Below are 22,527 nucleotides of genomic sequence, written 5' to 3'. Positions count from 1 at the left end.
GACCCAGGAGCCCACGGACGAGCCGACCGACGAGCCCACCGAGAGCCCCACGCCCACCCAGGAGCCGACCGAGGAGCCGTCGCCGTCGCCCACCGATGTCGACGACCTGCCCGACACCGGAGCCGGCAGCGCCGGCGTCCTGGTGATGCTGGGCGCGGCCCTGGTGGCCGGGGCGGCGCTGCTGTACCGCTACCGCCGCGGCACCGTCGCATAGGGCACGAGGAGCAGCACGATGACGAGGGGCGGGTGACCACGACGGCGGCCCGCCCCTCGTCCGCTCTGGACCGGGGGCCGTACGCCGACGCCGACCTGCCGCTGCTGCAGCGGACGGTGGCCGGCTGGATCCCAGCCGCCGGCCGGTCGGCGAGCTGCCGCATCCGGTTGCTCGAGGAGCTCGGCTTCGAGCGGTTCCGGGTCTGGGACGACGTGCGGGGGCGGGGGCTCGGCGACGACTGGACCGGTCAGCGGTACCGGGCCGCCGTGATGGACAAGCCCGGCTACGATCCCGGGCGCGAGTTCGTCGCGGAGTCACCCGACGGCCGAGTCGCCGCGTTCGCGGTCGTCTGGTTCGACGAGACAACGGCGCCGGGCACTTCGAGCCCGTCGGCACCCACGGCGACTTCCGCCGCCTCGGCCTCGGCGGTCATGGCGCACGGGCTGCGGCTCATGCGCGAGCGCGGCCTCACCACCGTCAGCGTCAACCACGACGCCGAGAACCTGGCCGCGGCCGGGCTGTGCCGGTCGCTCGGCTTCGCCGCACGGCACCGGACCGTCGGCTACCGCCGTCAGATCCGGTAGGGCGCGTCGCCGCGGACGGTGTCGGTGACGAGCTCGTTCACCGGGCGGATCTCGACCGCCCCGCCCACGCCGCAGGGGATGCGAGCCGCGATGGCCGCCGCCTCGTCGGGTGTCTCGCACTCGACCAGGTAGTAGCCGGCCAGCAGCTCCTTGGCCTCGAGGAACGGGCCGTCGGTGACGGCGGGCGCGCCGCCGCGGGACGAGATCCGGACCGTCCGCACGCCGGCGTCCTCGCTGAGAGCAGCCGAGCTGAGCACCGTCCCCGAGGCGTCGAGCTCGTTGAACAGGGTGATGTGGCCCTGCAGGCGCGCGTCGGCGTCAGGGTCGGGGCCGGTCGCGGTGTTGTAGATGAGCAAGAGGTATTTCACGGGGTCCACCCTCTCACGATCGGCATGTGACCCAGGTCACATGAAGTCGTCGCGTGGGCGATGTCGAAATCGCCGAGGCCACCGCGACGTACCGGGTGACAGCGCGATCGAGAAGGACCTGAGAGAGGGATCACCGTGACGACCATCGACACCTCGGCTCCCACCGAGCGAGCCGGCAAGCGAGAGTGGATCGGCCTGGCCGTCCTGGCCCTGCCCACCCTGCTCCTCGCGCTCGACATGAGCGTGCTCTACCTGGCTCTGCCGCACCTGGCGGCCGACCTGCAGCCGACCAGCACCCAGCTGCTCTGGATCACCGACATCTACGGCTTCATGGTCGCCGGCTTCCTCATCACCATGGGCACCCTGGGCGACCGGATCGGCCGGCGCAAGCTGCTGATGATCGGCGCGGTCTTCTTCGCCGCCGCCTCGGTGGCCGCGGCCTGGGCCTCCAGCGCGGAGATGCTGATCGCCACCCGGACGGCGCTGGGCATCGCCGGCGCGACGCTGATGCCGTCGACGCTGGGCCTCATCACCAACATGTTCAAGGACCCGAAGCAGCGCGGCGTCGCGATCGCCGTGTGGATGAGCTGCTTCATGGGCGGGACGGCGCTCGGCCCGGCCGTCGGCGGCATCCTGCTCGAGGCGTTCTGGTGGGGCTCGGTGTTCCTGCTGGGCGTCCCGGTCATGGTCCTGCTGCTGGCCACCGGCCCGGTCCTGCTGCCCGAGCACCGCAACCCCGACGCCGGCCGGCTCGACCTGGTCAGCGTGGGCCTGTCGCTCGGCACCATCCTCCCGGCCATCTATGGCCTGAAGGAGCTCGCGAAGGACGGCGTCAGCACCGTCGCAGTCGGCGCGATCGTCGTCGGTGTGGCCGTGGGCGTCGCGTTCGTCCGCCGGCAGCTGCGGCTGACCGACCCGCTGCTGGACCTGCGGCTGTTCCAGAACAAGCGCTTCACCTCGGCCCTCGGCATCTTCTCCGTCGGCGGGTTCGCGATGGGCGGCATCTTCCTCTTCGTCAGCCAGTACCTGCAGCTGGTCGAGGGCCTGTCTCCCCTGCAGGCCGGGCTGTGGCTGGTGCCGCCCTCCGTGGCGATGATCGGCGGGACGATGTTCGGTCCGGCTCTCAGCCAGCGTGTCGGCGCCGGCTGGGTGATCGGTGGCGGGATGGCCCTCGCGGGTGTCGGCCTGCTCGTGATGACCCAGGCCGGCGCCACCGGCGGCCTCGGCCTGATCGTCGGCGGCCTGATCGTCGCCACCGTGGGCCTGGGCCCGGGCGCCGCCCTGACCGCCGACATCGTCGTCAGCTCCGCCCCGCCGGAGAAGGCCGGCTCCGCGGCCTCGGTCTCCGAGACCAGCGGCGAGTTCGGCATCGCATTCGGCATCGCCGCCCTGGGCAGCCTCGGCACCGCCGTCTACCGCTCCGACCTGACCGTTCCCGAGGGCACCCCGGCCGACCTGGCCGCCGCGGCGCAGGACTCGCTGGCCGGCGCCTCCGTGGCCGCCATCCAGCTGCCGGCCGACGTCGCGGCTCCGCTGCTGGACGCCGCTCGCGAGGCCTTCATGACCGGTCTGAACACGGTCGCGAGCATCGGCTCGGTCGCCATGATCGCCTTCGCGGTGGTCGGCGTGGTGCTCTTCCGCCGGTTCCAGCCGCCGGCCCCGGTCGCGGACGAGACCGCGGCCACGGTCGACCCGGAGCCGGAGCCCGTCGCCGCCTGATCCCCTCCCTCCCTCCTCCTTCCGAAGCCGGGGCCGGTCGTCATGACCGGCCCCGGCTCTCGCGTGCACGAGCGACACTCCCTGATGCATATCTGGAAGGCAAGAATCCGTACAACTGGCTGTTACCGTGCGTTCATGAAAGACCCCGCTGGTCGGCTCCGGTTCATGACTCCCCCGGCGGAACGGGACGATGTCCGGTACACGATCGGCAAGGTCCTGCTACTGCTCTGCGCCACCGTCGTGGCGCTGCACCTGGCGGCCGTCGCGGTGCGCAGCCTGGCCCGTCCGGACGGCGCCCCGGCCGACGTGCTGGCGCTGCTGAACGGCGGCCACGAGCGCTCGCTGGCGAGCTGGTGGACCTCCGCGCTGCTGATCGCCTGCGCCCTGACGGCCGTCGTCGCCGGGCGCCTGGCCGAGACCCGGAAGGCGGGGCGAGCCTGGGTGGTGCTGGCCGCCGTGTTCGCGCTGCTCTCGCTCGACGAGATCGTGTCGCTGCACGAGCGCGGCGCGGAGTGGGCCGCCGCCGTGTTCGAGAGCGGCTCGCTGCTCGCGCGCCTGGGCTGGACGATCCCGGCCGCGGCGGTGCTGGTGCTGTCCCTCGTCGTCCTGGTGCCGGCGTTCCGGGTCATCCCGGCCCGCCCGCGCACGGTCATCCTCGCCGGCCTCGCCACGTCGATCGCGGGAGCGCTCGGCATGGAGGTCCTCAACGTCCTGCTCGCCGACGCCGGCGCCCGGTACCTGTGGCGGCACCTGGTGATGACGCTCGAAGAGGCGGCCGAGATGGTCGGCGTGGTGATCGTGCTCCTCGGCGTGCTGACGGCGCTGCGGGTGCGCTGGGCCGACGGCCGGCTGACCCTGACCTACGACGCCACCGGCCGCTGAGACGCCTCACTCCGCTGGCGCAGCGCCTCATAGAGGACGACGGCGCCGGCTGCGGCCGCGTTGAGGGAGCTGGCACCGCCGGTCATGGGGATCCGGACCGTCACGTCGCAGCCGTCGCGCCAGGCCCGGCTCATGCCGGTGGTCTCGTTGCCGATGACGACGACGGCGGGACCGGTCAGCGGGGCGGCCGGCAGGTCGACGTCGCCGGTCTCGTCGGTGCCGACGACGGTCGCGCGCCCGGCCGCCCACTCGAGCAACGGCGCCGGCCCGCTGAGCCGCAACACGGGCAGCGAGAAGATCGACCCGGTGCTGGCCCGCACCGACTGCGGGTCCCACGGGTCCGCCGCATGCCCCGTCACCACGACGGCGTGCGCGCCCAGCGCGTCGGCCGAGCGCACCAGCGAGCCGATGTTGCCGGGCGACGACGGCCGGTCGAACGCGACGACCAGCACGTCACGCACGTCGCCCACGTCGGGCAGCACGGCCACGTCGTCGACGCCGGGGTGGCGGACGACGGCGAGCAGCTCCGGCGCGCCGTCGGAGCGCTCCCCCAGCTCGGCCAGCAGGTCCGGCGCCACCCGGACGACCGGTGCCAGGCCCGACGCCATCAGGTCCGCCGCCCACGACGACGGCCGCGCGCGGCCGTCGAACAGCAGCGACACGAACGGCACCCCGGCCGCGGCGGCCAGCGAGATGGGCCGGACGCCCTGGACGATCAGCTCGCCGCTCGCCTGCCGTTTCGCGCGGTTGGTGAGCAGCGCCTGCCACTGCTGGAACGTGGCGTTGCGGCGTTCGACACTCCTCAACGCTCGCCGGACCTCAGCATGCGCGAGATGACCAGCCGCTGGATCTGGTTGGTGCCCTCGAAGATCTGCATGACCTTCGCCTCGCGGAAGTACCGCTCGACCGGGTGGTCGCGGGTGTACCCGGCCCCGCCCAGCACCTGGACGGCGTCGGTGGTGACCCGCATGGCGTTGTCGGTGGCCACCAGCTTGGCCACGCTCGCCTGGTGCCGGAACGGCTGCGCGGCGTCGCGGCGGCGGGCGGCCACGATGTAGAGCGCGCGGGCGCTCTCGACCGCCGCTGCCATGTCGGCCAGCAGGAAGCCCAGGCCCTGGTGGTCGATGATCGGCTTGCCGAACTGCTCACGCTCGCGCGCGTACTCGACCGCCGCCGCCAGGGCCGCCTGGCCCAGGCCGGTGGCGATGGCGGCGATGCCCAGGCGGCCGGAGTTCAGCGCCTCGAGTGCCATGCCGAAGCCGTCGCCCTCGCGGCCGATGCGCCGCTCGAGCGGCACCCGGGCGCCGTCGAGGTTGAGGATGGTGGTCGGCGAGCCGGTGAGGCCCATCTTCTTCTCCGGCGCACCGTACGACAGTCCCGGAGTGTCGGCCGGCACCAGGAAGCACGAGATGCCGTGCGAGCCGTTGTCGGAGGTGCGGGCGAAGACCGTGTAGAAGTCGGCGATGCCGCCATGGGTGATCCACGCCTTGGTGCCGGTGAGCACGTAGCCGTCGGCGTCGCGCGCCGCCCGCGTGGTGATGGCGGCCGCGTCGGAGCCGGCCTGCGGCTCGGACAGGCAGTACGCGCCCAGCAGGTCGCCCCCGATGAGGTCGGGCAGCCAGCGCTTGCGCTGCTCGAGCGTGCCGTGGGTGGCCAGCGGCCAGCACGACAGCGAGTGCACGCTGACGGTCAGCGCGACGGTGGCCCAGCGTTCGGCCAGCTCCTCGAGGACCTGCAGGTACACCTCGTACGGCTGGGCGCCCCCACCGTAGACCTCTTCGTACGGCAGGCCGAGCAGGCCGACGCGGCCCAGCATCCTGACGAGGTCGCGCGGATACTCACCCGCCTCCTCCGCGGCCGCGGCGCGGGGCCGCAGCTCGCGCTCGGCGATGTCGCGAACCAGGCCGATCAGGTCGTCGGCCTCGAGCGTGGGCAGCATGCGCTCCACGGACACGTCCGGATACCTCCGCGTTCGGCACCGCGACCGGGGATCGCCCGAACGACGGCGTCAGTGGGACGGCCGTAGCCTACCGTGGCCCGCTGACACTCCTGGCCCGGGTGATCTCGTAGAGCGCCACCCCGGCCGCGACACCGGCGTTGAGCGACTCGACGCTGCTCACGATGGGGATGCGCACGACCAGGTCGCAGGTCTCGGTGACGATGCGGGACATGCCGGCGCCCTCGGAGCCGACCACCAGACACACCGGCTGGTCGAGGGCGCGGGCCTCGGCGATGTCGGTCTCGCCGTCGCCGTCGAGCCCGATGACGAACAGCCCGGCGTCCTGGTAGGCGCGCAGCGCCCGGGCCAGGTTGGTGGCCTTGGCGACCGGCGTGCGCGCGGCCGCCCCCGCCGAGGTCTTCCAGGCGCCCGCCGTCATGCCGGCGCTGCGCCGCTCGGGCACCACGACGCCGTGAGCGCCGAACGCGGCGGCCGAGCGGACGACGGCGCCGAGGTTGCGTGGGTCGGTGACGCCGTCGAGAGCCACGATCAGCGGCACCTCGCCGGTGTCGAACGCGGCGGCGACGAGGTCGGCGGGGTCGGCGTACTCGTACGGCGGCAGCGTGAGCGCCACGCCCTGGTGGACGGCGCCGCCGGTGACGCGGTCGAGCTCGGAGCGCGGCGCCTCGAGCAGCGGCAGCCCGCGGCTCGTGGCGATCTTCAGGATCTCGCGGATGCGGTCGTCGCTGTCGATGCGCTCAGCCATGTAGAGAGCCTTGACCGGCACGTCGGCCCGCAGCGCCTCGACGACGGCGTTGCGCCCGGCGACCGTCTCGGCGGTACCCGGCCGCCCGGTGCCGCCGCCACGACGGGGCGCGTTCTCCTTCTCGGCCGCCTTGCGGGACGCGGCCGCCTTGCGCGCGGCCACGTGCCCCGTGCGCTCCTCGGCCTTCGGCGTGGGGCCCTTGCCCTTGAGCGCCTTGCGCCGCTGCCCGCCGGAGCCGACGACCATGCCCTTCTTCGTGCCGGTCTTGCGCATGGCGCCGCGGCGCTGGGAGTTGCCGGCCATCAGTTCGTGCCTCCATGGTCACCGGGCTCGTCGGCAAGCTGCCAACGAGTGCCGTCGGGGTTGTCCTCGACGACGATGCCGGCGGCCTTGAGGCGGTCGCGCAGAGCGTCGGCGGTGGCGAAGTCGCGGTTCTCGCGGGCCTGCTGGCGCTGCTCGAGCACCGTGTGGACCAGGACGTCGACGGCGCCGCGCAGCCGGTCGCCGCCGCTGCCGATGGTGCCGAGGCCCAGCCACGGCTCGGCGAGCGGGTCGAGCCCCAGCACGCCGAGCATGGCCCGCACCGACGCGAGGTTGGACCGCAGTTCGACCCGCTCGCCCGACGTGAGCAGCGTATTGCCCTCGCGGACGGTGTCGAACAGCACGGCCAGCGCCTGCGGCACCGAGAGGTCGTCGTCCATGGCCGCCCGGAACGCCGACGGAACGTCGGCCGCGGGCCTGACGTCGGTGGTGACCTCGGTGGCGCGCACCACGTAGCCCTCGATGCGCCGGAACGCCGCGGCCGCCTCGGCCAGCGCGTCCTCGGAGAACTCGACGTGGCTGCGGTAGTGCGGCGCGGCGAGGTAGTAACGCAGCTCGATGGGGCGGATGCGCTGCACGACGTCGGCGACCAGCAGCGAGTTGCCCAGCGACTTGCTCATCTTCTCGCCGGCGGTGGTGACCCAGCCGTTGTGCATCCAGTACCGGACGAACGGATGTCCGGCCGCCCGCGACTGGGCCAGCTCGTTCTCGTGGTGCGGGAAGCGCAGATCGATGCCGCCGCCGTGGATGTCGAACTCGTCGCCGAGGTACTTGCCGGCCATGGCCGAGCACTCGAGGTGCCAGCCGGGGCGGCCGCGGCCGAACGGCGCCGGCCACGAGGCGGTCTCGGGCTCGCCGCCCTTGTGCCCCTTCCAGAGCGCGAAGTCGCGGGGGTCGCGCTTGCCGCGCGGGTCGGCGTCGGCGGCCGGCTCCATCTCGTCGATCTTCTGGCCGGACAGCTCGCCGTACGACGGCCACGACCGCACGTCGAAGTAGACGTCGCCGGAGCCGTCCTCGGCCGCGTAGGCGTGCCCGCGCTCGATGAGCAGCTCCATGAGCTCGATCATCTCGGGGATGTGGCCGGTGGCCCGCGGCTGGTAGGTGGCCGGCAGGCAGCCCAGCACCTCGTAGGCGGCGTCGAGCGCGCGCTCGTTCTCGTACGCCCACGCCCACCACGGCCGGCCCGCCTCGGCCGACTTCACGAGGATCTTGTCGTCGATGTCGGTGACGTTGGCGACGATGGTGACCTCGTGGCCGTTGTGCTCGAACCAGCGCCGCAGCACGTCGAAGACCACTTCCTTGCGAATGTGGCCGATGTGCGGGGGTCCCTGCACGGTCAGCCCGCAGTGGTAGATCCCGACCTTGCCCGGCGTGACGGGCACGAAGTCGCGGATCTCACTGCTGGCGGTGTCGTACAGGCGAAGACTCACCGGACAAGGGTAGCCACTCCCGGGCCTGCGCACGGCCGCCCGGGCGACGTCGCCGTTCCCCGATCGACGCCCTGATGGGGAACAATGAACGGTGACCATGGTGACCGACGACGTTCCGACCCGAGTGTCCACCCGGCGAGAGTGGCCGTGGTGGGCTCCGTCGGTGTCCGCCGGTCTCGCCAGCGCCGCCCTGCTGGGCCTCATGACCTGGCAGGTGCTCGAGCGCGGCTGGTTCATCGCCTGGGACTGGCCGTTCCACGTCCACGTCGACTCCCGCCAGCCCGACGGCATCACGAAGGCCCTGCTCGACGCCCTGGCCAGCCTCGGCGGGCAGCGTCTCTACACACTGCCCGTCATCGCCGGCGTCGGCCTCTACGTGGCCTACAAGCAGCGCCGGGTCCGGGTGCTCGTCGCCATCGCGTCCGGGCTGGCCACCGTCCTGTTCATCGGCTACTGGATCAAGTTCGGGCTGGGCCGCACGCCCCCCGCCAGCGGTCAGGACGTCCTGCACGGCGTCGGCCAGGCGTTCCCGTCCGGGCACACCGCCAACGCCACACTCACCTGGTTCCTCCTGGTGGTCGTGCTGTTCGGCACGCAGGGGCTGAAGCCCGACCCCGCCCGGTTCCGCCGCTACACCTGCGTGGCCGCGGCAGGGGTGCTGGTCACCGGATTCCTCATGACCGCCCTCGACTACCACTGGCTCAGCGACATCCCCGGCGGGTTCGCGCTGGGGCTGCTGGCCCTCATGGTGTCGGTCACGGTGTTGCGCGCGCCGCCGGTGCACTGGCGGCGCCGGCAGCGATGAGCCCGCTGCCGGCGAGGTCGGCCCAGAGCTCGTCCGGAACGGCCGTGCCGAGGTGCGCGGCGTTCTGCCCGACTTCGGCGGGGGTGCGCATGCCGACGACGGCGGACCGGACCAGTGGGTGCCGCAGCACGTAGTGCAGCGCGGCCTGGGGGAGGGTGACACCGTGCCGGGCGCAGACGGCGGCGAGCTCGCGGGTCCGGGTCAGCACGTGGGCGGGACCGCGCCGTACTCGTAGGTGCTGTTCGGGTCCGGGGCGGCGGTGGCGAGGAGACCGGAGTTGAAGATCCCGGCGGCGACGACGGCGACACCGGCGGCCTCGCAGGCGGGGAACAGCGCGTCGAGGGCGGGCTGCTCGAGCAGGGTGTAGCGGCCGGCGACCATGACGGCGTCGAGCCCGCCGTCGCCGACGAGGGTGGTGAGGGCGGCGGCGTCCTTGGAGCCGACCCCGACGGCGGTGACGGCGCCCTCGTCGCGCAGCTCGGTCAGCGCGGGGATCGCGGTGTTCCGCGCCTCGGCCATGCGGTTCTCGGGGTCGTGCAGGTAGAGCAGGTCGACGCGGTCCAGGCCCAGGCGTCGCAGGCTGTCGTCGAGGCTGCGGCGGATGCCGTCGCGGGAGTAGTCCCAGACCCGGCGGTGGGTGGCGGAGACGGCGAACCCGTCGGCCTCGTCCGACCCGCCGCCGGCGGCGGGGACCAGCACCCGGCCGGCCTTCGTCGACACGGCGTACTCGTCGCGGGGCCGGCCCCGGAGGGCCCGCCCGAGGCGGGTCTCGGAGCGGCCGAGGCCGTAGTGGGGTGCGGTGTCGAAGGAGCGCACCCCGGCGTCCCAGGCGGCGTCGACGGTGGCGGCCGCGGTGTCGTCGTCGACCGGGGTGTAGAGCCCGGCGATCGGCGCGGCCCCGAACCCCAGCCGGGAGAGGCTCAGGCCCACACGGCACCGTCCGGGAACCGGTGCGCCTGGATGGAGGGGACCAGGATCTCCGTCCCGGCGCCGGGCCGCGTCGGCGCGAGATAGCGGCCGTGCTCGATGCGGACCGGGTCGGCGAAGTGCTCGTGCAGGTGGTCGACGTGCTCGATCACCCGGTCGTGCAGCGACCCGGAGACGGCGACGTAGTCGGCCATGGCCAGGTGCTGGACCACCTCGCACAGCCCGACCCCGCCGGCGTGCGGGCAGACCGGGACGCCGAACTTGGCCGCGAGCAGCAGGATGGCCAGGTTCTCGTTCACCCCGGCCACCCGGGTGGCGTCGATCTGCACGAACTGCGCCGCTCCGGCCTGCAGCAGCTGCTTGAACATCACCCGGTTCGCGACGTGCTCACCGGTCGCGACCCGCACCGGCGCGATCCGCCGCGCGATCGTCGCGTGACCGAGGACGTCGTCGGGGCTGGTCGGCTCCTCGACCCACCACGGGTCGAACGGCGCCAGCTCCTTCACCCACCGCACCGCCTCGTCGACCCCCCACCGCTGATTGGCGTCGATGGCGATGCGGATGTCCGGCCCGCAGATGTCCCGCGCGATGCCGAGCCGGCGCACGTCGTCGTCGAGGTCGCCGCCGACCTTCAGCTTGATCTGCGTGAACCCCGCCTCCAGCGCCTCGCGGGTCAGCCGGGCCAGCTTCGCATCGTCGTAGCCCAGCCAACCCGGCGTCGTCGTGTACGCGGGATACCCCTCGGCCAGCAGCCGCTCGAGACGCTCCGGACGGCCGGGCTCCGCCGCCTGCAGCAGGTCCAGCGCCTCGATCGGGTCCAGCACATCGGTGAGGTAGCGGAAGTCGACCAGGTCGACGAGCTGCTCCGGCGACAGGTCCGACAGCAGCCGCCACAGCGGCAGCCCGGCCCGCTTCGCCTTCAGATCCCACAGTGCGTTCACCACGGCGCCGATCGCCATGTGCATGACACCCTTCTCCGGCCCCAGCCAGCGCAGCTGCGAGTCGTGCACCAGCCGCCGCCAGGTGCTCCCGAGGTCGTCCAGCAGCGGCTCCAGCCGGCAGCCCACCACCAGCGGCGCCAGTGCATCGATGGCCGCCACCTGCACGTCGTTACCCCGGCCGATGGTGAACACGAACCCGTGCCCGGCCGAGCCGTCACCGTCATCGGTTCGTACCACCACGTACGCCGCCGAGTAGTCCGGATCAGGGTTCATCGCGTCGGACCCGTCCAGGAAGCGCGACGTCGGGAAGCGCAGGTCGAACGTCTCGAGAGCGGTGATCTGGCTCATGGCAGCCCTTCTGGTCACGGCACGACACGCGAACATCGGATGTCTGTGCGCATAGTGTGCCAGAAGACGTGGATCTCCTCGGAGTCTGACTCAGATGACATAGGATGTCTCGCGATCCAGTGCCGAACGACCGGGAGCGGACGATGGGCGATTTCGACGGGCTGACGGCGATCGTCACCGGCGGTGCCTCGGGCATCGGACTGGCCACGGCCGAACTGCTGGCCGAGCGCGGCGCCCGCGTCGCCATCCTGGACCGCAAGCTCGACGACGCGCCCGGCTCGCTGTTCGCCCTCGAGTGCGACGTCACCGACTCCGGCGGCGTCGCCGCGGCCGTCGCCGCCGTCGCCGACCGCTTCGGTGGCCTCGACATCGTCGTCAACAACGCCGGCATCGGCGCCGCCGGCACCATCGCCGACAACCCCGACACCGAGTGGCACCGCGTCTTCGACGTCAACGTCCTCGGCATGGTGCGCGTCGCCCGCGCGGCACTGCCACACCTGCGCCGCTCCGAGCGGGCGGCCGTCGTCAACGTCTGCTCCATCGCCGCCACCGCCGGGCTCCCCCAGCGCGCGCTCTACTCCGCCACCAAGGGCGCCGTCCTCTCGCTCACCCTCGCCATGGCCGCCGACCACATCGGCGACGGCATTCGCGTCAACGCCGTCAACCCCGGCACCGCCGACACCCCCTGGGTCGGCCGCCTCCTCGATGCCGCCCCCGATCCCGCCGCCGAGCGCGCCGCCCTCGAGGCCCGCCAGCCCACCGGCCGGCTCGTCCCGCCGGGCGACATCGCGCACGCCATCGCCTACCTCGCCGGACCCCACTCCGGCTCCACCACCGGCACCACTCTCGCCGTCGACGGCGGCATGCAGGGCCTGCGCCTGCGCACATAGCGCCGCGCGAGCACGTCTCACCCCGGCCCGCTGCCCCTAGATTGATCCCATACCGGGCGCAGGGGGTGGACTGTGACCAGCGAGTCGTCGGTGATGCTGACCGTGGTCCTGGCGGTCGCCGTGCTGGCCCCGATCCTCGCCGACCGCGTCTCGCGGTTCGTCACGGTGCCGTCGGTCGTGTGGCAGATCGGGTTCGGCGTCCTCATCGGGCCGGCCGTCCTCGACTGGGTCCGCGCGACCGGGATCGTCGACGCGCTCTCCGACCTCGGGCTGGCCTTCCTCATGCTGCTGGCCGGGTACGAGCTCGAGTTCCGGCTCATCCGCGGCGCGCCGCTGCGGGCCGCGGTGTGGGCCTGGTTCGCCTCGCTGGCCCTGGGCGTCGCGGCCGGCCTGCTGATCGGCGGCAGCGTGGCCGCCGGGCTCGTGGTCGGCCTGGCCATGACCACCACGACGCTCGGCGCGATCCTGCCCGTGCTCCGCGACCGTGGGCTGGTGCGGACCGAGTTCGGGACCCGCTTCCTGGCCGTGGGGGCGACCGGCGAGTTCCTGCCGATCGTCGCCGTCGCGTTCGCGCTGAGCGGGGAGCGGCCGACCCACATGACCTTCGTCCTGGTGCTGTTCGGCGTCGTCGCGGCCGGGGCGGCCGCACTGGCCCGGCGGCCGCGGCATCCCGCGGTCGCCCGGCTGGTCACGGTGACTCTCGGGACCAGCGCCCAGGTGGCGGTGCGGTTCTGCGTGCTGATCTCGGTCGCGATGGTGGCGCTCGCCGAGAGCCTCGACCTCGATCCGGTGCTGGGCGCGTTCGCGTCCGGTGTCGTGATCCACCTGTTCCTCGACACCGGCGTCCCGCGCGAGTCCGACGAGGTGCTGAAGCGGCTCGAGGCCCTCGGGTTCGGCTTCTTCATCCCGATCTTCTTCATCGTCAGCGGCGTCCGCTTCGACGTCGGCGCGCTCTCCGACCCGGCGACGCTGGCGCTGCTCCCGGTGTTCCTCGTGCTCTTCCTCGTCGTGCGCGGCGCGCCCACGACACTGCTGCAGCACCGGGCGCTGGGTCTCCGGCCCGCGGTGGCGATGGGCCTGCTGGCGGCGACGGCGCTGCCGCTGCTCGTGGTGATCACCCGGATCGCGCAGGACCAGGGCGTGTTGTCGTCGGACCTCGCCAGCGCCCTGGTCGGCGCCGGGATGCTGTCGGTGCTGATCTTCCCCGCGATCGCGCTGCGGCTGCTCGACGCGGACCTGGTCAGCTCGCCGCGGGATACACCAGCGCGGTCGCCAGTGCGGCCAGACCCTCGCCCCGGCCCGTGAGCCCGAGACCGTCGGTGGTGGTGCCGCTGACGCTGACCGGCGCGCCGATGGCCTCGGACAGCACGGACCGGGCCTCGTCGCGGCGGGTGCCGATGCGGGGGCGGACGCCGACCACCTGGACGGCGGCGTTGCCGATCTCGAAGGAGGCCGCGCGGACCAGCCGGGCGGTCTCGGTCAGCAGGGCGACGCCGGAGGCGCCGGCCCACTCGGGCCGGTCGGTGCCGAAGACGGCGCCGAGGTCGCCGAGCCCGGCGGCGGAGAGCAGCGCGTCGCAGAGCGCGTGGGCGGCGACGTCACCGTCGGAGTGGCCGACCGGGCCGGCCGGCTCACCGGGCCAGAGCAGGCCGGCGACCCAGCACGGGCGGCCGGGCTCGAGGCGGTGGACGTCGACGCCCAGGCCCGTGCGAGGAAGCGATGGCGTGCTCATACGGCGGCCGCCCGCCGGGCGAGCACCGTCGAGGCGAGCAGCAGGTCCTGCGGCCGGGTGACCTTGAAGGCGTCGGCGTGGCCGGCGACGACGTGCACGGGCAGGCCGAGCCGCTCGACCAGCGAGGCGTCGTCGGGGGCGTCGGTGTCGCCGCGCTCGACGGCTGCGGCGTGCGCGCGGTCGATGACGGCGCGGGCGAAGCCCTGCGGGGTCTGGACGGCGCGCAGCTGCGAACGGTCAGGAGTGGCGGTGACCCGCCCGGCGCCGTCGACCACCTTCAGGGTGTCGACGACGGCAAGCCCGGGAATGACGGCGTCGTACCCGGCCAGGACCTCGGCCGCCACGTCGTCGAAGAGCGACGGCGGCGCCAGGCAGCGCGCGGCATCGTGGATCAGGACGACGCCGGTCTCGGGCGGCAGCGCGGCGAGGCCGTTCGCGACCGAGTGCTGCCGGGTGGCGCCGCCGGGAACGACGGCGTCCGCGCCACTGAGCGCGGGGTCACCCTCGAACCCGCCGGGAGCCACGACGACGACGTACGAGACCCGGGCGGACCGGGCCGCTGCCTGCAGCGCATGCCAGACCAGGGGACGTCCGCCGACCTCGACGAACGCCTTCGGGCGCTCTTCTCCCAGCCGCTCGCCACGACCGGCGGCGACCACGATGCACGCGACGCTCACGACGGGATCATGCCCCGAACGACGCGCGTGTGTCAGCCCGCGAGGACCTCGTCGAGCAGGGTCTCGGCCTTGTCCTCGTTCGTGTTCTCGGCCAGCGCCAGCTCGGAGACGAGCACCTGACGAGCCTTGGCCAGCATGCGCTTCTCGCCCGCGGACAGCCCGCGGTCGCGCTCGCGGCGCCACAGGTCGCGCACGACCTCGGCCACCTTGATGACATCGCCCGAAGCCAGCTTCTCGAGGTTCGCCTTGTACCGGCGCGACCAGTTGGTGGGCTCTTCGGTGTGCGGCATGCGCAGCACCTCGAACACGCGGTCGAGCCCCTCCTGGTTGACGACATCGCGTACGCCGACGAGGTCGACGTTGTCAGCCGGGACGCGAACGGTCAGGTCACCTTGCGTGACCTTCAGGACGAGGTACTGGCGTTCCTCTCCTTTGATGACCCGGGACTCGATCGCCTCGATGAGCGCGGCCCCGTGATGGGGGTAGACAACCGTTTCGCCGACCTTGAAAGTCATGTGTTCCTGTCCCCTTTCCCTCACCTATGGTAGCACGATTTTTTCGACTCGGATGAGTGTTTGTGCTGGTCAGCGCCCGTGGTGGGGGTTGACAAATCGCCATTCGGCGTGCTGCGGCCGGGCGTCATACGCCGTCGGCGGCCGATCCGTACTGTCCGTTTCGCCCCATTGCAAGGTCGACGATCTCGGCGTACCGCCAGGTAGGAGCGGGTGCCGGTGACCGGTCGCGCCGACCACGTCGGTAACCTTGTCCGCGGTGTGTCCGCACTGAGCCCGCAATCGAGGAGCACGTGGTGAAGGTTGCTGTCCGGCGTCTGCTCGTCGCCGCTGTCCCGGTCCTGGCACTGGCACTGAGTGCGGCCGGCTGCGGCATCCACGAGCAGACGCAGCGGTGGTACCCGGCCGACAACGGCGTCAACACCGAGGCCGGCGACATCGGCCTGCGCAACGTCCAGGTGATCTCCGACGGCGAGGGCACGGCCACCGTCGTCGCCACGCTCACGAACCGGGGCGCGGCCGAGGACGAGCTGGTCGAGGTCCGCATCGGCGACGTCACCGCCGAGCTCGCGGACGGCCCGGTCGAGATCCCGGTGAGCGGCATCACCGACCTCGGTCCCGACGGCGACCGCGTCGACGGCTTCGACGTCGACGCCGACCCCGGGCACACCGTCGCCGTCGAGTTCCGGTTCGGCGCCGCGCCGCGCACCACCGTCCGGGCGCTCGTGCGGCCCGCCGAGGGCCAGTACGCCGAGGCGCTGCCGGCCGAGCAGCGCCGCCCGTCCGAGGCTCCCGGCGACGGCGCGCCCACCGAGGAGGCGACCGGCGCGCCGGCGGACGAGGCCACGAACGGCGCGGAGCCGCCGGGGGACGAACCCACCGGCGGCCCCGCCGACGAGCCCACGGACGAGCCCACCGACTGACGCGGGGTCAGGCCTCGAGCTTGTAGCCGAGGCCGCGGACCGTCAGCAGGTAGGTCGGTGCCGCGGGGTCGGGCTCGATCTTCGCGCGCAGCCGCTTGACGTGGACGTCGAGCGTCTTGGTGTCGCCGACGTAGTCGGCGCCCCAGATGCGGTCGATCAGCTGCGCCCGGGTCAGGACCCGGCCGGCGTTGCGCAACAGCAGCTCGAGCAGTTCGAACTCCTTGAGCGGCAGCCGGACGGTGTCGCCGTTGACGGTGACCACGTGGCGGTCGACGTCCATGCGCACCGGGCCGGCGCCCAGGACGGCCTGGCTGGCCTCGGTCGGCTCCGTGCCGCGGCGCAGGACGGCGCGGATGCGAGCGACCAGTTCGCGTGAGGAGAACGGCTTGGTGACGTAGTCGTCGGCGCCCAGTTCGAGGCCGACGACCTTGTCGACCTCGGAGTCCTTGGCGGTCAGCATGATGACCGGGACGTTGGAGCGCTGCCGCAGCTGGCGGCAGACCTCGGTCCCGGACAGGCCCGGCAGCATGAGGTCGAGCAGTACGAGGTCGGCTCCGCCCCGGTCGAACTCGTCGAGGGCGTCGTCGCCGGTCACGGAGACGGCGACCTCGAAGCCCTCCTTCCGGAGCATGTACGACAGGGCGTCGCTGAACGAATCCTCATCCTCGACGACGAGCACGCGGGTCACGGCGTCTCCTTACCAACTGGCGTCTCGAACGCGGACGGTTGCCCGGTTCGCTGCGGGTGCAGCGGCAGTCGCAGGGTGAAGGTGGACCCTGCTCCCTGCACGCTCCACACGCCTACCTCGCCGCCGTGGCTGGCGGCGATGTGCTTGACGATGGACAGCCCCAGGCCGGTGCCTCCGGTGGCCCGCGAACGAGCGGGATCGACGCGGTAGAACCGCTCGAAGATGCGGTCCAGCTCGCTCTCGGCGATGCCGAACCCCTGGTCGGTGACGCTGACCTCGACGAGGTCGTCGCGACGGCGTACTCCGACGGCCACGCGGGTATTGGGAGGGCTGTAGTTCACCGCGTTCTCGACGAGGTTGCCCAGCGCGATGACCAGCTGCTCGATGTTGCCCAGTACCTGCAGCCCCGGCGTGCCGCCCGACGTGAGCCGGATCTTGTGCTTCTCGGCCTCGACCCGGCTGCGGTCGAGCGCGGCCTCGACCACGCTGTCGACGTCGACGGACTCGGGCGAGGCGACGGGGTCGTCGTACTGCAGCCGCGAGAGGTCGATGATCTCTTGCACCAGGCGGGTGAGCCGGGCGCCCTCGCGCTGCATGCGGTCGGCGAAGCGCTGGACCGCCTCGGGGTCGTCCTTGGCGTCCTCGACCGCCTCGGCGAGCAGCAGCAGCGCGCCCACCGGGGTCTTGAGCTCGTGGGAGACGTTGGCGACGAAGTCGCGGCGGACCTCGTCGACGCGGATCTCGTGGGTGCGGTCCTCGACCAGCGCCAGCAGCAGCTTGCTGTTGAGCGGGGCGACCCGGGCCGACACGTACAGCGTCTGCGTGGTGTCGCGCGAGCGCGGGATCTCGAGCTGCACCTCGCGGATCTGGCCGTCGCGGCGCACCCGCTCGGTCAGCTCGACCAGCTCGGGAACGGCGACGCGGTCGTGGCGGACCAGGCCGAAGGCGTACGCCGACGGACTGGCCTTGACGACGTCGAGGGAGCTGTCGAGGACGATGGCGCTGGAGCGCAGCACGGAGAGCACCTCGTCGACGCCCTCGGGCACGCGGGACGTCCGCGGGGGTTCGGGCGGGTGCTGGGCGCGCTCACTGGCCTTGAACGCCAGGCCCGCCGCGAGGCCGACCGCTGCGCCGACACACGCGGCCAGCGCTCCGGCTGTCACGGCATCCACATCCACCGATGGTATGTGCCACAGCGGAGTTCATCTCCACTTCAAGACACTTCACGCCGCGGTTTCGGTCGCTTGTTCACCGAGACTTCGGGGCGCGTTCACCTTGTGGCGATGCTCGTCCACCCAATGCACCTACGCTGATCAGACGGGAGCAACCTGCCCGCCCCTCCAGTGAACAGGATGACGAAGCCAATGCGTGAGGCCTACCACGAGCAGCTGGACGAGGTCAACGGCCGGCTGATCGGCATGATCCGCAAGACCGGCGAACTGATGGGCCTGGCCACGAAGGCGCTGCTCGAGGCCGACCTCGACGCGGCGGAGCAGGCCATGGCGTCGGACTCCAGCATCAACCGCGACCAGCTCGAGATCGACGAGCAGGTGCTCGAGCTCATGGCCACGCAGGGGCCGGTCGCCTCCGAGCTGCGCATCGTCACGTCCGCCATGCGCACCACGTCCGACGCCGAGCGCATGGGCGACCTCGCCGTCCACGTCGCCAAGGTCGCGCGCATGCGCTACCCCGACCACGCCGTGCCCGAGGAGCTGCGGGCCACGTTCGCGGCCATGGGCAAGGCCGCCTGCGAGATGTCGAGCAAGGCCACCGAGGTGCTGCGCACCCGCGACCTCGGCGCGGCCGCCGAGCTCGCCCAGGACGACAACGAGATGGACCACCTGCACCGGTCGCTGTTCGCCGTGCTCCTCGACGACGAGTGGGACCGCGGCGTCGAGGCCGCCGTCGACATCGCGCTGCTGGGCCGCTACTACGAGCGGTTCGCCGACCACGCCGTGCACATCGCCATCAATGTGCGCTACCTCGTCACCGGCGAGATCGAGTGGGCCGACAGCACCGCCGGCCACTGAGCTAGGCCGTCAGCGCCTCGCGCAGCCACTGCTCGACCCCGGCCACGTGCACCGTCGCCCACGAGCGGGCGACGTCGGGCTGACGCGCCCTGATGGCCTCGACGATGGCGCGGTGCTCGGCCAGCGTGCGCGCCACCGCCGCCTCCTGTGTCAGTCCGCGCCAGACCCGGGCCCGGTGGGTGGGCCCGGACAGGCTCTCGACCAGTGAGCAGAGCACCGGGTTGCCGGAGCCCTCGGCGATGAGCCGGTGGAACTCGAGATCGCTGGTGACCAGCTCCTCGACGTCGGCGTCGGGACCCAGCGGCGCCATGATCTGCTCGAGCTTCTCGATGGCGTCGTCGGTCATCTGCAGGGCCGCCATGGCCGCGGCGGCCGGCTCGATGATGCGGCGCACCTCGAGGAAGTGCAGGACGGTGTCGTCACGATGGAAGTCGACGACGAACGCCATGGCATCGAGCAGCAGGTGGGGCGAGAGGCTGGTGACGTACGTGCCGTCGCCCTGCCGCACGTCGAGCACGTGGATCAGCGACAGCGCCCGGACCGCCTCGCGCAGGGAGCTGCGCGAGAGCCCGAGCCGCTCGGCGAGATCGGCCTCGCGCGGCAGCCGGTCGCCCGGGCTCAGCTCCCCGCTGACGATCATCTGTTTGATCTTCTCGATCGCGACGTCGGTCACTGCCATGCGTCGTTCCCCCTTGCGGCCCTGAGCGGACTATACGCGCGCGGGCCGGTCGATCCTGGGCCCTGCCGGTGGTGAGCCGGGCGAGCACCAGCGCGGCCAGGATGATGGTGCACGTGTCCAGAGGCGCACCAGGAATCAGCACGGCATGAGCGAACTCGTCATATGTCTGACGCGGAAGGGCGCCACCAGGACCTGCCTGGTGACGCCCCTGCGAACCGCTTCGTACGAGGCTAGCGGCCCTGGTTCTTGACCGCCTCGATGGCGGCCGCCGCGGCCTGGGGGTCGAGGTACTCGCCGCCGGGGCTCACCGGGCGCAGCGACTCGTCGAGCTCGTAGACCAGCGGCACGCCGGTGGGGATGTTCAGGCCCGCGATGGCGTCGTCGGAGACGTCGTCGAGGTGCTTGACCAGTGCCCGCAACGAGTTGCCGTGCGCGACCACGGCGACGGTGCGGCCGAGGCGCAGGTCGGGCACGATGGCGTCGTACCAGTACGGCAGGAACCGCTCGAGCACGTCCTTCAGGCACTCGGTGGCCGGCAGCAGCTCGGGCGGCAGGTCGGCGTAGCGGGCGTCGCCGGTCTGCGCGAACTCGTCGCCGGGATCGATGGGCGGCGGCGGGGTGTCGTACGAGCGGCGCCAGAGCATGAACTGCTCCTCGCCGAACTCCGCCAGGGTCTGCTTCTTGTCCTTGCCCTGCAGCGCGCCGTAGTGGCGCTCGTTGAGCCGCCAGGACCGCCGCACCGGGACCCAGTGCCGGTCGGCGACGTCGAGGGTGATGTTGGCGGTGCGGATGGCCCTGCGCAGCACGCTCGTGTGCAGGACGTCGGGGAGCACGTCGCGCGACTTCAGCAGCTCGCCGCCGCGCCGGGCCTCGGCCTCGCCGGCCGCGGTGAGGTCGACGTCGACCCACCCGGTGAAGAGGTTCTTGGCGTTCCACTCGCTCTCGCCGTGACGGAGCAGCACCAGGCGATACGTCATGTGACAGAGCTTACGGGGCGGGCCTCAGACGCTCGAAGGCGGCCAGGTTGCGGGTGGACTCACCGCGGGCGAGGCGCCACTCCCACTCGCGCCGGATGGACGAGGCGAAGCCGAGCTCGAGGATGGTGTTGAACGAGGAGTCGGCGGTGTCGAGCACGACCCCCAGCAGCCGGTCCAGCTCATCGGGGGTGACGGCGTGCAGCGGCAGCCGCCCGGCGAGGTACACGTCGCCCACGGGGTCGACGGCGAAGGCGACGCCCGACAGCCGGGCGTTGCGCTCGAGCAGCCAGCGGTACACGGCCTCGTGGTTCTCGTCGGGCCTGCGGGCGACGAACGCGCTGACGACCAGGCTGTGGTCGCGGACGGCGAGGCTGCACGCCGTCGTCAGCTTGCGCTCGCCGGGCAGCTCGACGGCGAACTCGCCGGGCGCGGGCTCGTGCCACGGCTGCCCGGAGCCGGCCAGGTAGGCGCGGACGACCGCGGCGGGACCGTCGTCGGTCGTCATGCTGTCATCACCTGCCGGCGCCGCAACGCTGTCGTGTAGACGTCGAGCATACGAGCCGCCGTGGCGTCCCACCCGAACTCCGCCGCGTGCGCCACCGCGCCGGCGCCCAACCTGCGCAGCCGCCCGGGATCGCCGACGAGCCCGGCGACGGCACCGGCCCAGTCGGCGGGATCGTGGCCGTCGACGAGCACGCCGGAGACGTCGTCGGAGACGGCGGTGCGCAGCCCGCCCACCGCGGCCGCCACCACCGGTGTGCCGCAGGCCTGCGACTCCAGCGCGACCAGGCCGAACGACTCGCTGTAGGACGGGACGGCGGTGAGGTCGGCCGCGCGGTACCAGTCGGCCAGCGCCCGCTGCCCGACCGGCGGCTCGAACCGGACGACGTCGGCCATGTCGAGGCAGTCGGCCAGCCGGGTGAGCGCGTGGGGCTCGGCCATGCCGGACCCCGACGGCCCGCCCACGACGGCCACGACCAGCCGCTCGCGCAGCGCCGGGTCGCGGGCCAGCAGCAGCGATGCCGCCCGCACCAGCACGTCGGGAGCCTTGAGCGGCTGGATGCGCCCGGCGAACAGCAGCACGACGGCGTCCGAGGGCAGTCCCAGCCGGACCCGGGCCGCGGCCGCCGGGCCGGGCGAGAACACGTCGAGGTCGACCCCCGGCGGGACGGTGGCCACGCGGGCGGGGTCGGCTCCGTACAGCCCGACCAGCTGATCGGCCTCGTCGGCGGTGCTGGCGACCAGGAGGTCGGCGGCCTCGACGACCTGCTCCTCGCCGAGCTCGCGCTCGCGCGGCTCCGGCCGGTCGCCGTCGGCCAGCGCCAGGTTCTTCACCTTCGACATGGTGTGCATCGAGTGCACCAGCGGCACGCCCCAACGGCTGGTGGCGAGCCAGCCGACGTGGCCGGAGAGCCAGTAGTGCGAGTGCACCAGGTCGTACCACCCGGGCGGGCGCCTCGCCTCGGCGCGCAGCACGCCGGACGTGAACGCGCACAGCTGGGCCGGCACCTCGGCGACGGGCAGCAGCTCGTAGGGGCCGGCGGCGACGTGGCGCACCAGGACGCCCGGTGACGTCTCGACCACCGGCGGCTGGCCCGACGACGTGGCCCGGGTGAACACCTCGACCTCGACGCCGAGGCGGGCGAGCCGGCGGGCCAGCTCGACGACGTAGACGTTCATGCCGCCGGCGTTGCCGCCGCCGGGCTGGTCGAGCGGGGAGGTGTGGACGCTCAGCATCATCACCCGGCGCGGTCCGCGCGTGCCCGACATCACAGATCGCTCAACCGGCTGCGGCGGCGCCCGATTCCCTGGCACAGTGCCTGAGCGCATGCGATAACGACCGATTCGCGACAAAGATCTTGAAAGCCCGAAGGCTCCGTGACTTCGAGACCGAGTCGTAATACACATTGTCGTGTTGCTAAGGCAACCTGGTCGCGGCTCAACGAGTCTTTCAGGGTGGGAGCGGCGTCGAGGGGACGTCGTCGGGAGGGGAAGGAACAATCGTGACGCGAGGCAGGAAACTCGGCCTGCTCATCGCCGTGCTCGCCGTCGCCGTGGTCTCGGCCGTGCTCATCGGCCTGAACCAGTTCGGCGGGGACGAGCCGGCGTCGGCCAGCCCGGGCGGTTCCGGCCGCGCCGCGACGCTGCCGGCAGAGCAGCCGCCGACGGACACCC

The 22,527-nt window shown here is 72.6% G+C and carries 24 protein-coding genes and 1 pseudogene; 9 read left to right on the top strand and 16 right to left on the bottom strand.

Annotated features, from left to right (window positions below):
• Positions 1-214, top strand: a 214-nt coding sequence (locus E1212_RS26225; protein ID WP_131987991.1) for an LPXTG cell wall anchor domain-containing protein, incomplete at its 5' end; no start/stop codon positions are given.
• A gap of 32 nt (positions 215-246) precedes the next feature.
• Positions 247-798, top strand: a complete 552-nt coding sequence (locus tag E1212_RS26220; protein ID WP_131987989.1) for an N-acetyltransferase — start codon at positions 247-249, stop codon at positions 796-798.
• Here the strand turns inward: E1212_RS26220 and E1212_RS26215 are convergent.
• Positions 786-1,166 carry a YciI family protein gene (locus E1212_RS26215; RefSeq protein WP_131987987.1) on the bottom strand — a complete coding sequence of 127 codons (381 nt, stop codon included), beginning with the start codon at positions 1,164-1,166 and terminating at the stop codon, positions 786-788. The genes E1212_RS26220 and E1212_RS26215 overlap by 13 nt on opposite strands.
• Positions 1,167-1,301: 135 nt before the next feature.
• On the opposite strand from E1212_RS26215, the gene E1212_RS26210 reads away from it, so the two are divergent.
• Together E1212_RS26210 and E1212_RS26205 are read left to right on the top strand one after the other, a co-directional pair.
• On the top strand, positions 1,302-2,885 hold the full coding sequence (locus tag E1212_RS26210; protein ID WP_238992492.1) for an MFS transporter: 1,584 nt from the start codon (positions 1,302-1,304) through the stop codon (positions 2,883-2,885).
• A 165-nt stretch (positions 2,886-3,050) separates the two neighbouring features.
• On the top strand, positions 3,051-3,767 hold the full coding sequence (locus E1212_RS26205) for a hypothetical protein (protein ID WP_131987985.1): 717 nt from the start codon (positions 3,051-3,053) through the stop codon (positions 3,765-3,767).
• Here E1212_RS26205 and E1212_RS26200 read toward each other — a convergent pair.
• The 4 genes from E1212_RS26200 to cysS all read right to left on the bottom strand — a co-directional run bounded on the left by E1212_RS26200 (position 3,746) and on the right by cysS (position 8,223).
• Entirely contained in the window at positions 3,746-4,573 is an 828-nt protein-coding gene (locus E1212_RS26200; RefSeq protein ID WP_131987983.1) for a TrmH family RNA methyltransferase, read from the bottom strand. The two genes, E1212_RS26205 and E1212_RS26200, sit on opposite strands and share 22 nt — an antisense overlap.
• Positions 4,570-5,721 (bottom strand): acyl-CoA dehydrogenase family protein, encoded by a 1,152-nt coding sequence (locus tag E1212_RS26195; RefSeq protein WP_131987981.1) that lies wholly within the window; start codon positions 5,719-5,721, stop codon positions 4,570-4,572. Before E1212_RS26195 ends, E1212_RS26200 begins: the two co-directional genes overlap by 4 nt.
• Positions 5,722-5,794: 73 nt before the next feature.
• Entirely contained in the window at positions 5,795-6,775 is a 981-nt protein-coding gene (gene rlmB / locus E1212_RS26190; RefSeq protein WP_131987979.1) for a 23S rRNA (guanosine(2251)-2'-O)-methyltransferase RlmB, read from the bottom strand.
• The gene (gene cysS, locus E1212_RS26185) at positions 6,775-8,223 is read right to left on the bottom strand and encodes a cysteine--tRNA ligase (protein ID WP_131987977.1); all 1,449 of its coding nucleotides are present in this window, start codon (positions 8,221-8,223) and stop codon (positions 6,775-6,777) included. The genes rlmB and cysS overlap by 1 nt, the downstream gene beginning before the upstream one ends.
• Positions 8,224-8,386: 163 nt before the next feature.
• Between cysS and E1212_RS26180 the strand changes: the two genes are divergently transcribed.
• Complete coding sequence (locus E1212_RS26180; RefSeq protein WP_162605633.1) at positions 8,387-9,028, top strand: phosphatase PAP2 family protein; 642 nt, start codon at positions 8,387-8,389, stop codon at positions 9,026-9,028.
• On the opposite strand, the pseudogene E1212_RS26175 reads toward E1212_RS26180, so the two are convergent.
• Positions 8,979-9,958: pseudogene (locus E1212_RS26175) on the bottom strand (aldo/keto reductase). The gene E1212_RS26180 and the pseudogene E1212_RS26175 sit on opposite strands and share 50 nt — an antisense overlap.
• Positions 9,949-11,244, bottom strand: a complete 1,296-nt coding sequence (locus tag E1212_RS26170; protein ID WP_131987972.1) for an L-fuconate dehydratase — start codon at positions 11,242-11,244, stop codon at positions 9,949-9,951. Before E1212_RS26170 ends, E1212_RS26175 begins: the two are co-directional and overlap by 10 nt.
• A 143-nt stretch (positions 11,245-11,387) precedes the next feature.
• Here E1212_RS26170 and E1212_RS26165 point away from each other — a divergent pair, with 143 nt between their 5' ends.
• Positions 11,388-12,134, top strand: a complete 747-nt coding sequence (locus E1212_RS26165) for an SDR family NAD(P)-dependent oxidoreductase (protein WP_131987970.1) — start codon at positions 11,388-11,390, stop codon at positions 12,132-12,134.
• 72 nt (positions 12,135-12,206) lie between these two features.
• Positions 12,207-13,439, top strand: coding sequence for a cation:proton antiporter (locus E1212_RS26160; RefSeq protein ID WP_203417236.1), 1,233 nt, complete (start codon positions 12,207-12,209; stop codon positions 13,437-13,439).
• On the opposite strand, the gene ispF is transcribed toward E1212_RS26160, so the two are convergent.
• Genes ispF through E1212_RS26145 form a run of 3 tightly spaced genes read right to left on the bottom strand, consistent with a single transcriptional unit; the run spans position 13,375 to position 15,058 of the window.
• On the bottom strand, positions 13,375-13,866 hold the full coding sequence (gene ispF / locus E1212_RS26155) for a 2-C-methyl-D-erythritol 2,4-cyclodiphosphate synthase (RefSeq protein ID WP_131987968.1): 492 nt from the start codon (positions 13,864-13,866) through the stop codon (positions 13,375-13,377). The two genes, E1212_RS26160 and ispF, sit on opposite strands and share 65 nt — an antisense overlap.
• Positions 13,863-14,543 (bottom strand): 2-C-methyl-D-erythritol 4-phosphate cytidylyltransferase, encoded by a 681-nt coding sequence (ispD, locus tag E1212_RS26150; protein WP_131987966.1) that lies wholly within the window; start codon positions 14,541-14,543, stop codon positions 13,863-13,865. Before ispD ends, ispF begins: the two co-directional genes overlap by 4 nt.
• Positions 14,544-14,575: 32 nt before the next feature.
• Positions 14,576-15,058 carry a CarD family transcriptional regulator gene (locus tag E1212_RS26145; protein ID WP_026877634.1) on the bottom strand — a complete coding sequence of 161 codons (483 nt, stop codon included), beginning with the start codon at positions 15,056-15,058 and terminating at the stop codon, positions 14,576-14,578.
• Between the two features lie 293 nt (positions 15,059-15,351).
• On the opposite strand from E1212_RS26145, the gene E1212_RS26140 reads away from it, so the two are divergent.
• On the top strand, positions 15,352-15,978 hold the full coding sequence (locus E1212_RS26140; RefSeq protein WP_131987964.1) for a hypothetical protein: 627 nt from the start codon (positions 15,352-15,354) through the stop codon (positions 15,976-15,978).
• A gap of 7 nt (positions 15,979-15,985) precedes the next feature.
• Here the strand turns inward: E1212_RS26140 and E1212_RS26135 are convergent, their stop codons facing one another.
• Entirely contained in the window at positions 15,986-16,666 is a 681-nt protein-coding gene (locus E1212_RS26135; protein WP_131987962.1) for a response regulator transcription factor, read from the bottom strand.
• Entirely contained in the window at positions 16,663-17,844 is a 1,182-nt protein-coding gene (locus tag E1212_RS26130; protein ID WP_131987960.1) for a sensor histidine kinase, read from the bottom strand. Before E1212_RS26130 ends, E1212_RS26135 begins: the two co-directional genes overlap by 4 nt.
• Before the next feature lie 174 nt (positions 17,845-18,018).
• Here E1212_RS26130 and phoU point away from each other — a divergent pair, with 174 nt between their 5' ends.
• The gene (gene phoU / locus E1212_RS26125; RefSeq protein ID WP_238992490.1) at positions 18,019-18,696 is read left to right on the top strand and encodes a phosphate signaling complex protein PhoU; all 678 of its coding nucleotides are present in this window, start codon (positions 18,019-18,021) and stop codon (positions 18,694-18,696) included.
• A gap of 1 nt (position 18,697) precedes the next feature.
• Here the strand turns inward: phoU and E1212_RS26120 are convergent, their stop codons facing one another.
• The 4 genes from E1212_RS26120 to mshA form a co-directional block, all read right to left on the bottom strand.
• Positions 18,698-19,375, bottom strand: coding sequence for a FadR/GntR family transcriptional regulator (locus E1212_RS26120; RefSeq protein ID WP_131987958.1), 678 nt, complete (start codon positions 19,373-19,375; stop codon positions 18,698-18,700).
• 230 nt (positions 19,376-19,605) lie between these two features.
• Entirely contained in the window at positions 19,606-20,352 is a 747-nt protein-coding gene (locus E1212_RS26115; protein ID WP_131987956.1) for a phosphoglyceromutase, read from the bottom strand.
• A 10-nt stretch (positions 20,353-20,362) separates the two neighbouring features.
• Positions 20,363-20,857 (bottom strand): type III secretion system chaperone family protein, encoded by a 495-nt coding sequence (locus E1212_RS26110; RefSeq protein ID WP_131987954.1) that lies wholly within the window; start codon positions 20,855-20,857, stop codon positions 20,363-20,365.
• Positions 20,854-22,122, bottom strand: coding sequence for a D-inositol-3-phosphate glycosyltransferase (gene mshA, locus E1212_RS26105; protein ID WP_238992489.1), 1,269 nt, complete (start codon positions 22,120-22,122; stop codon positions 20,854-20,856). Before mshA ends, E1212_RS26110 begins: the two co-directional genes overlap by 4 nt.
• Positions 22,123-22,527: the final 405 nt, after the last annotated feature.

Origin of the sequence: Jiangella ureilytica (genome assembly GCF_004348545.1) — a bacterium.
Lineage (GTDB): Bacteria > Actinomycetota > Actinomycetes > Jiangellales > Jiangellaceae > Jiangella > Jiangella ureilytica.
Note: the sequence above shows the minus strand (reverse complement) of the source record. Positions and strands in the feature narration are given on the sequence as shown.

Coding starts and splice junctions, on each gene's coding strand:
- E1212_RS26205 (WP_131987985.1), top strand. CDS start 3,051: ATGACTCCCCCGGCGGAACGGGACGATGTCCGGTACACGATCGGCAAG.
- rlmB (WP_131987979.1), bottom strand. CDS start 6,775: ATGGCCGGCAACTCCCAGCGCCGCGGCGCCATGCGCAAGACCGGCACG.
- E1212_RS26170 (WP_131987972.1), bottom strand. CDS start 11,244: ATGAGCCAGATCACCGCTCTCGAGACGTTCGACCTGCGCTTCCCGACG.
- E1212_RS26165 (WP_131987970.1), top strand. CDS start 11,388: ATGGGCGATTTCGACGGGCTGACGGCGATCGTCACCGGCGGTGCCTCG.
- ispF (WP_131987968.1), bottom strand. CDS start 13,866: ATGAGCACGCCATCGCTTCCTCGCACGGGCCTGGGCGTCGACGTCCAC.
- E1212_RS26145 (WP_026877634.1), bottom strand. CDS start 15,058: ATGACTTTCAAGGTCGGCGAAACGGTTGTCTACCCCCATCACGGGGCC.
- phoU (WP_238992490.1), top strand. CDS start 18,019: ATGACGAAGCCAATGCGTGAGGCCTACCACGAGCAGCTGGACGAGGTC.
- E1212_RS26120 (WP_131987958.1), bottom strand. CDS start 19,375: ATGGCAGTGACCGACGTCGCGATCGAGAAGATCAAACAGATGATCGTC.
- E1212_RS26115 (WP_131987956.1), bottom strand. CDS start 20,352: ATGACGTATCGCCTGGTGCTGCTCCGTCACGGCGAGAGCGAGTGGAAC.
- E1212_RS26110 (WP_131987954.1), bottom strand. CDS start 20,857: ATGACGACCGACGACGGTCCCGCCGCGGTCGTCCGCGCCTACCTGGCC.
- mshA (WP_238992489.1), bottom strand. CDS start 22,122: ATGTCGGGCACGCGCGGACCGCGCCGGGTGATGATGCTGAGCGTCCAC.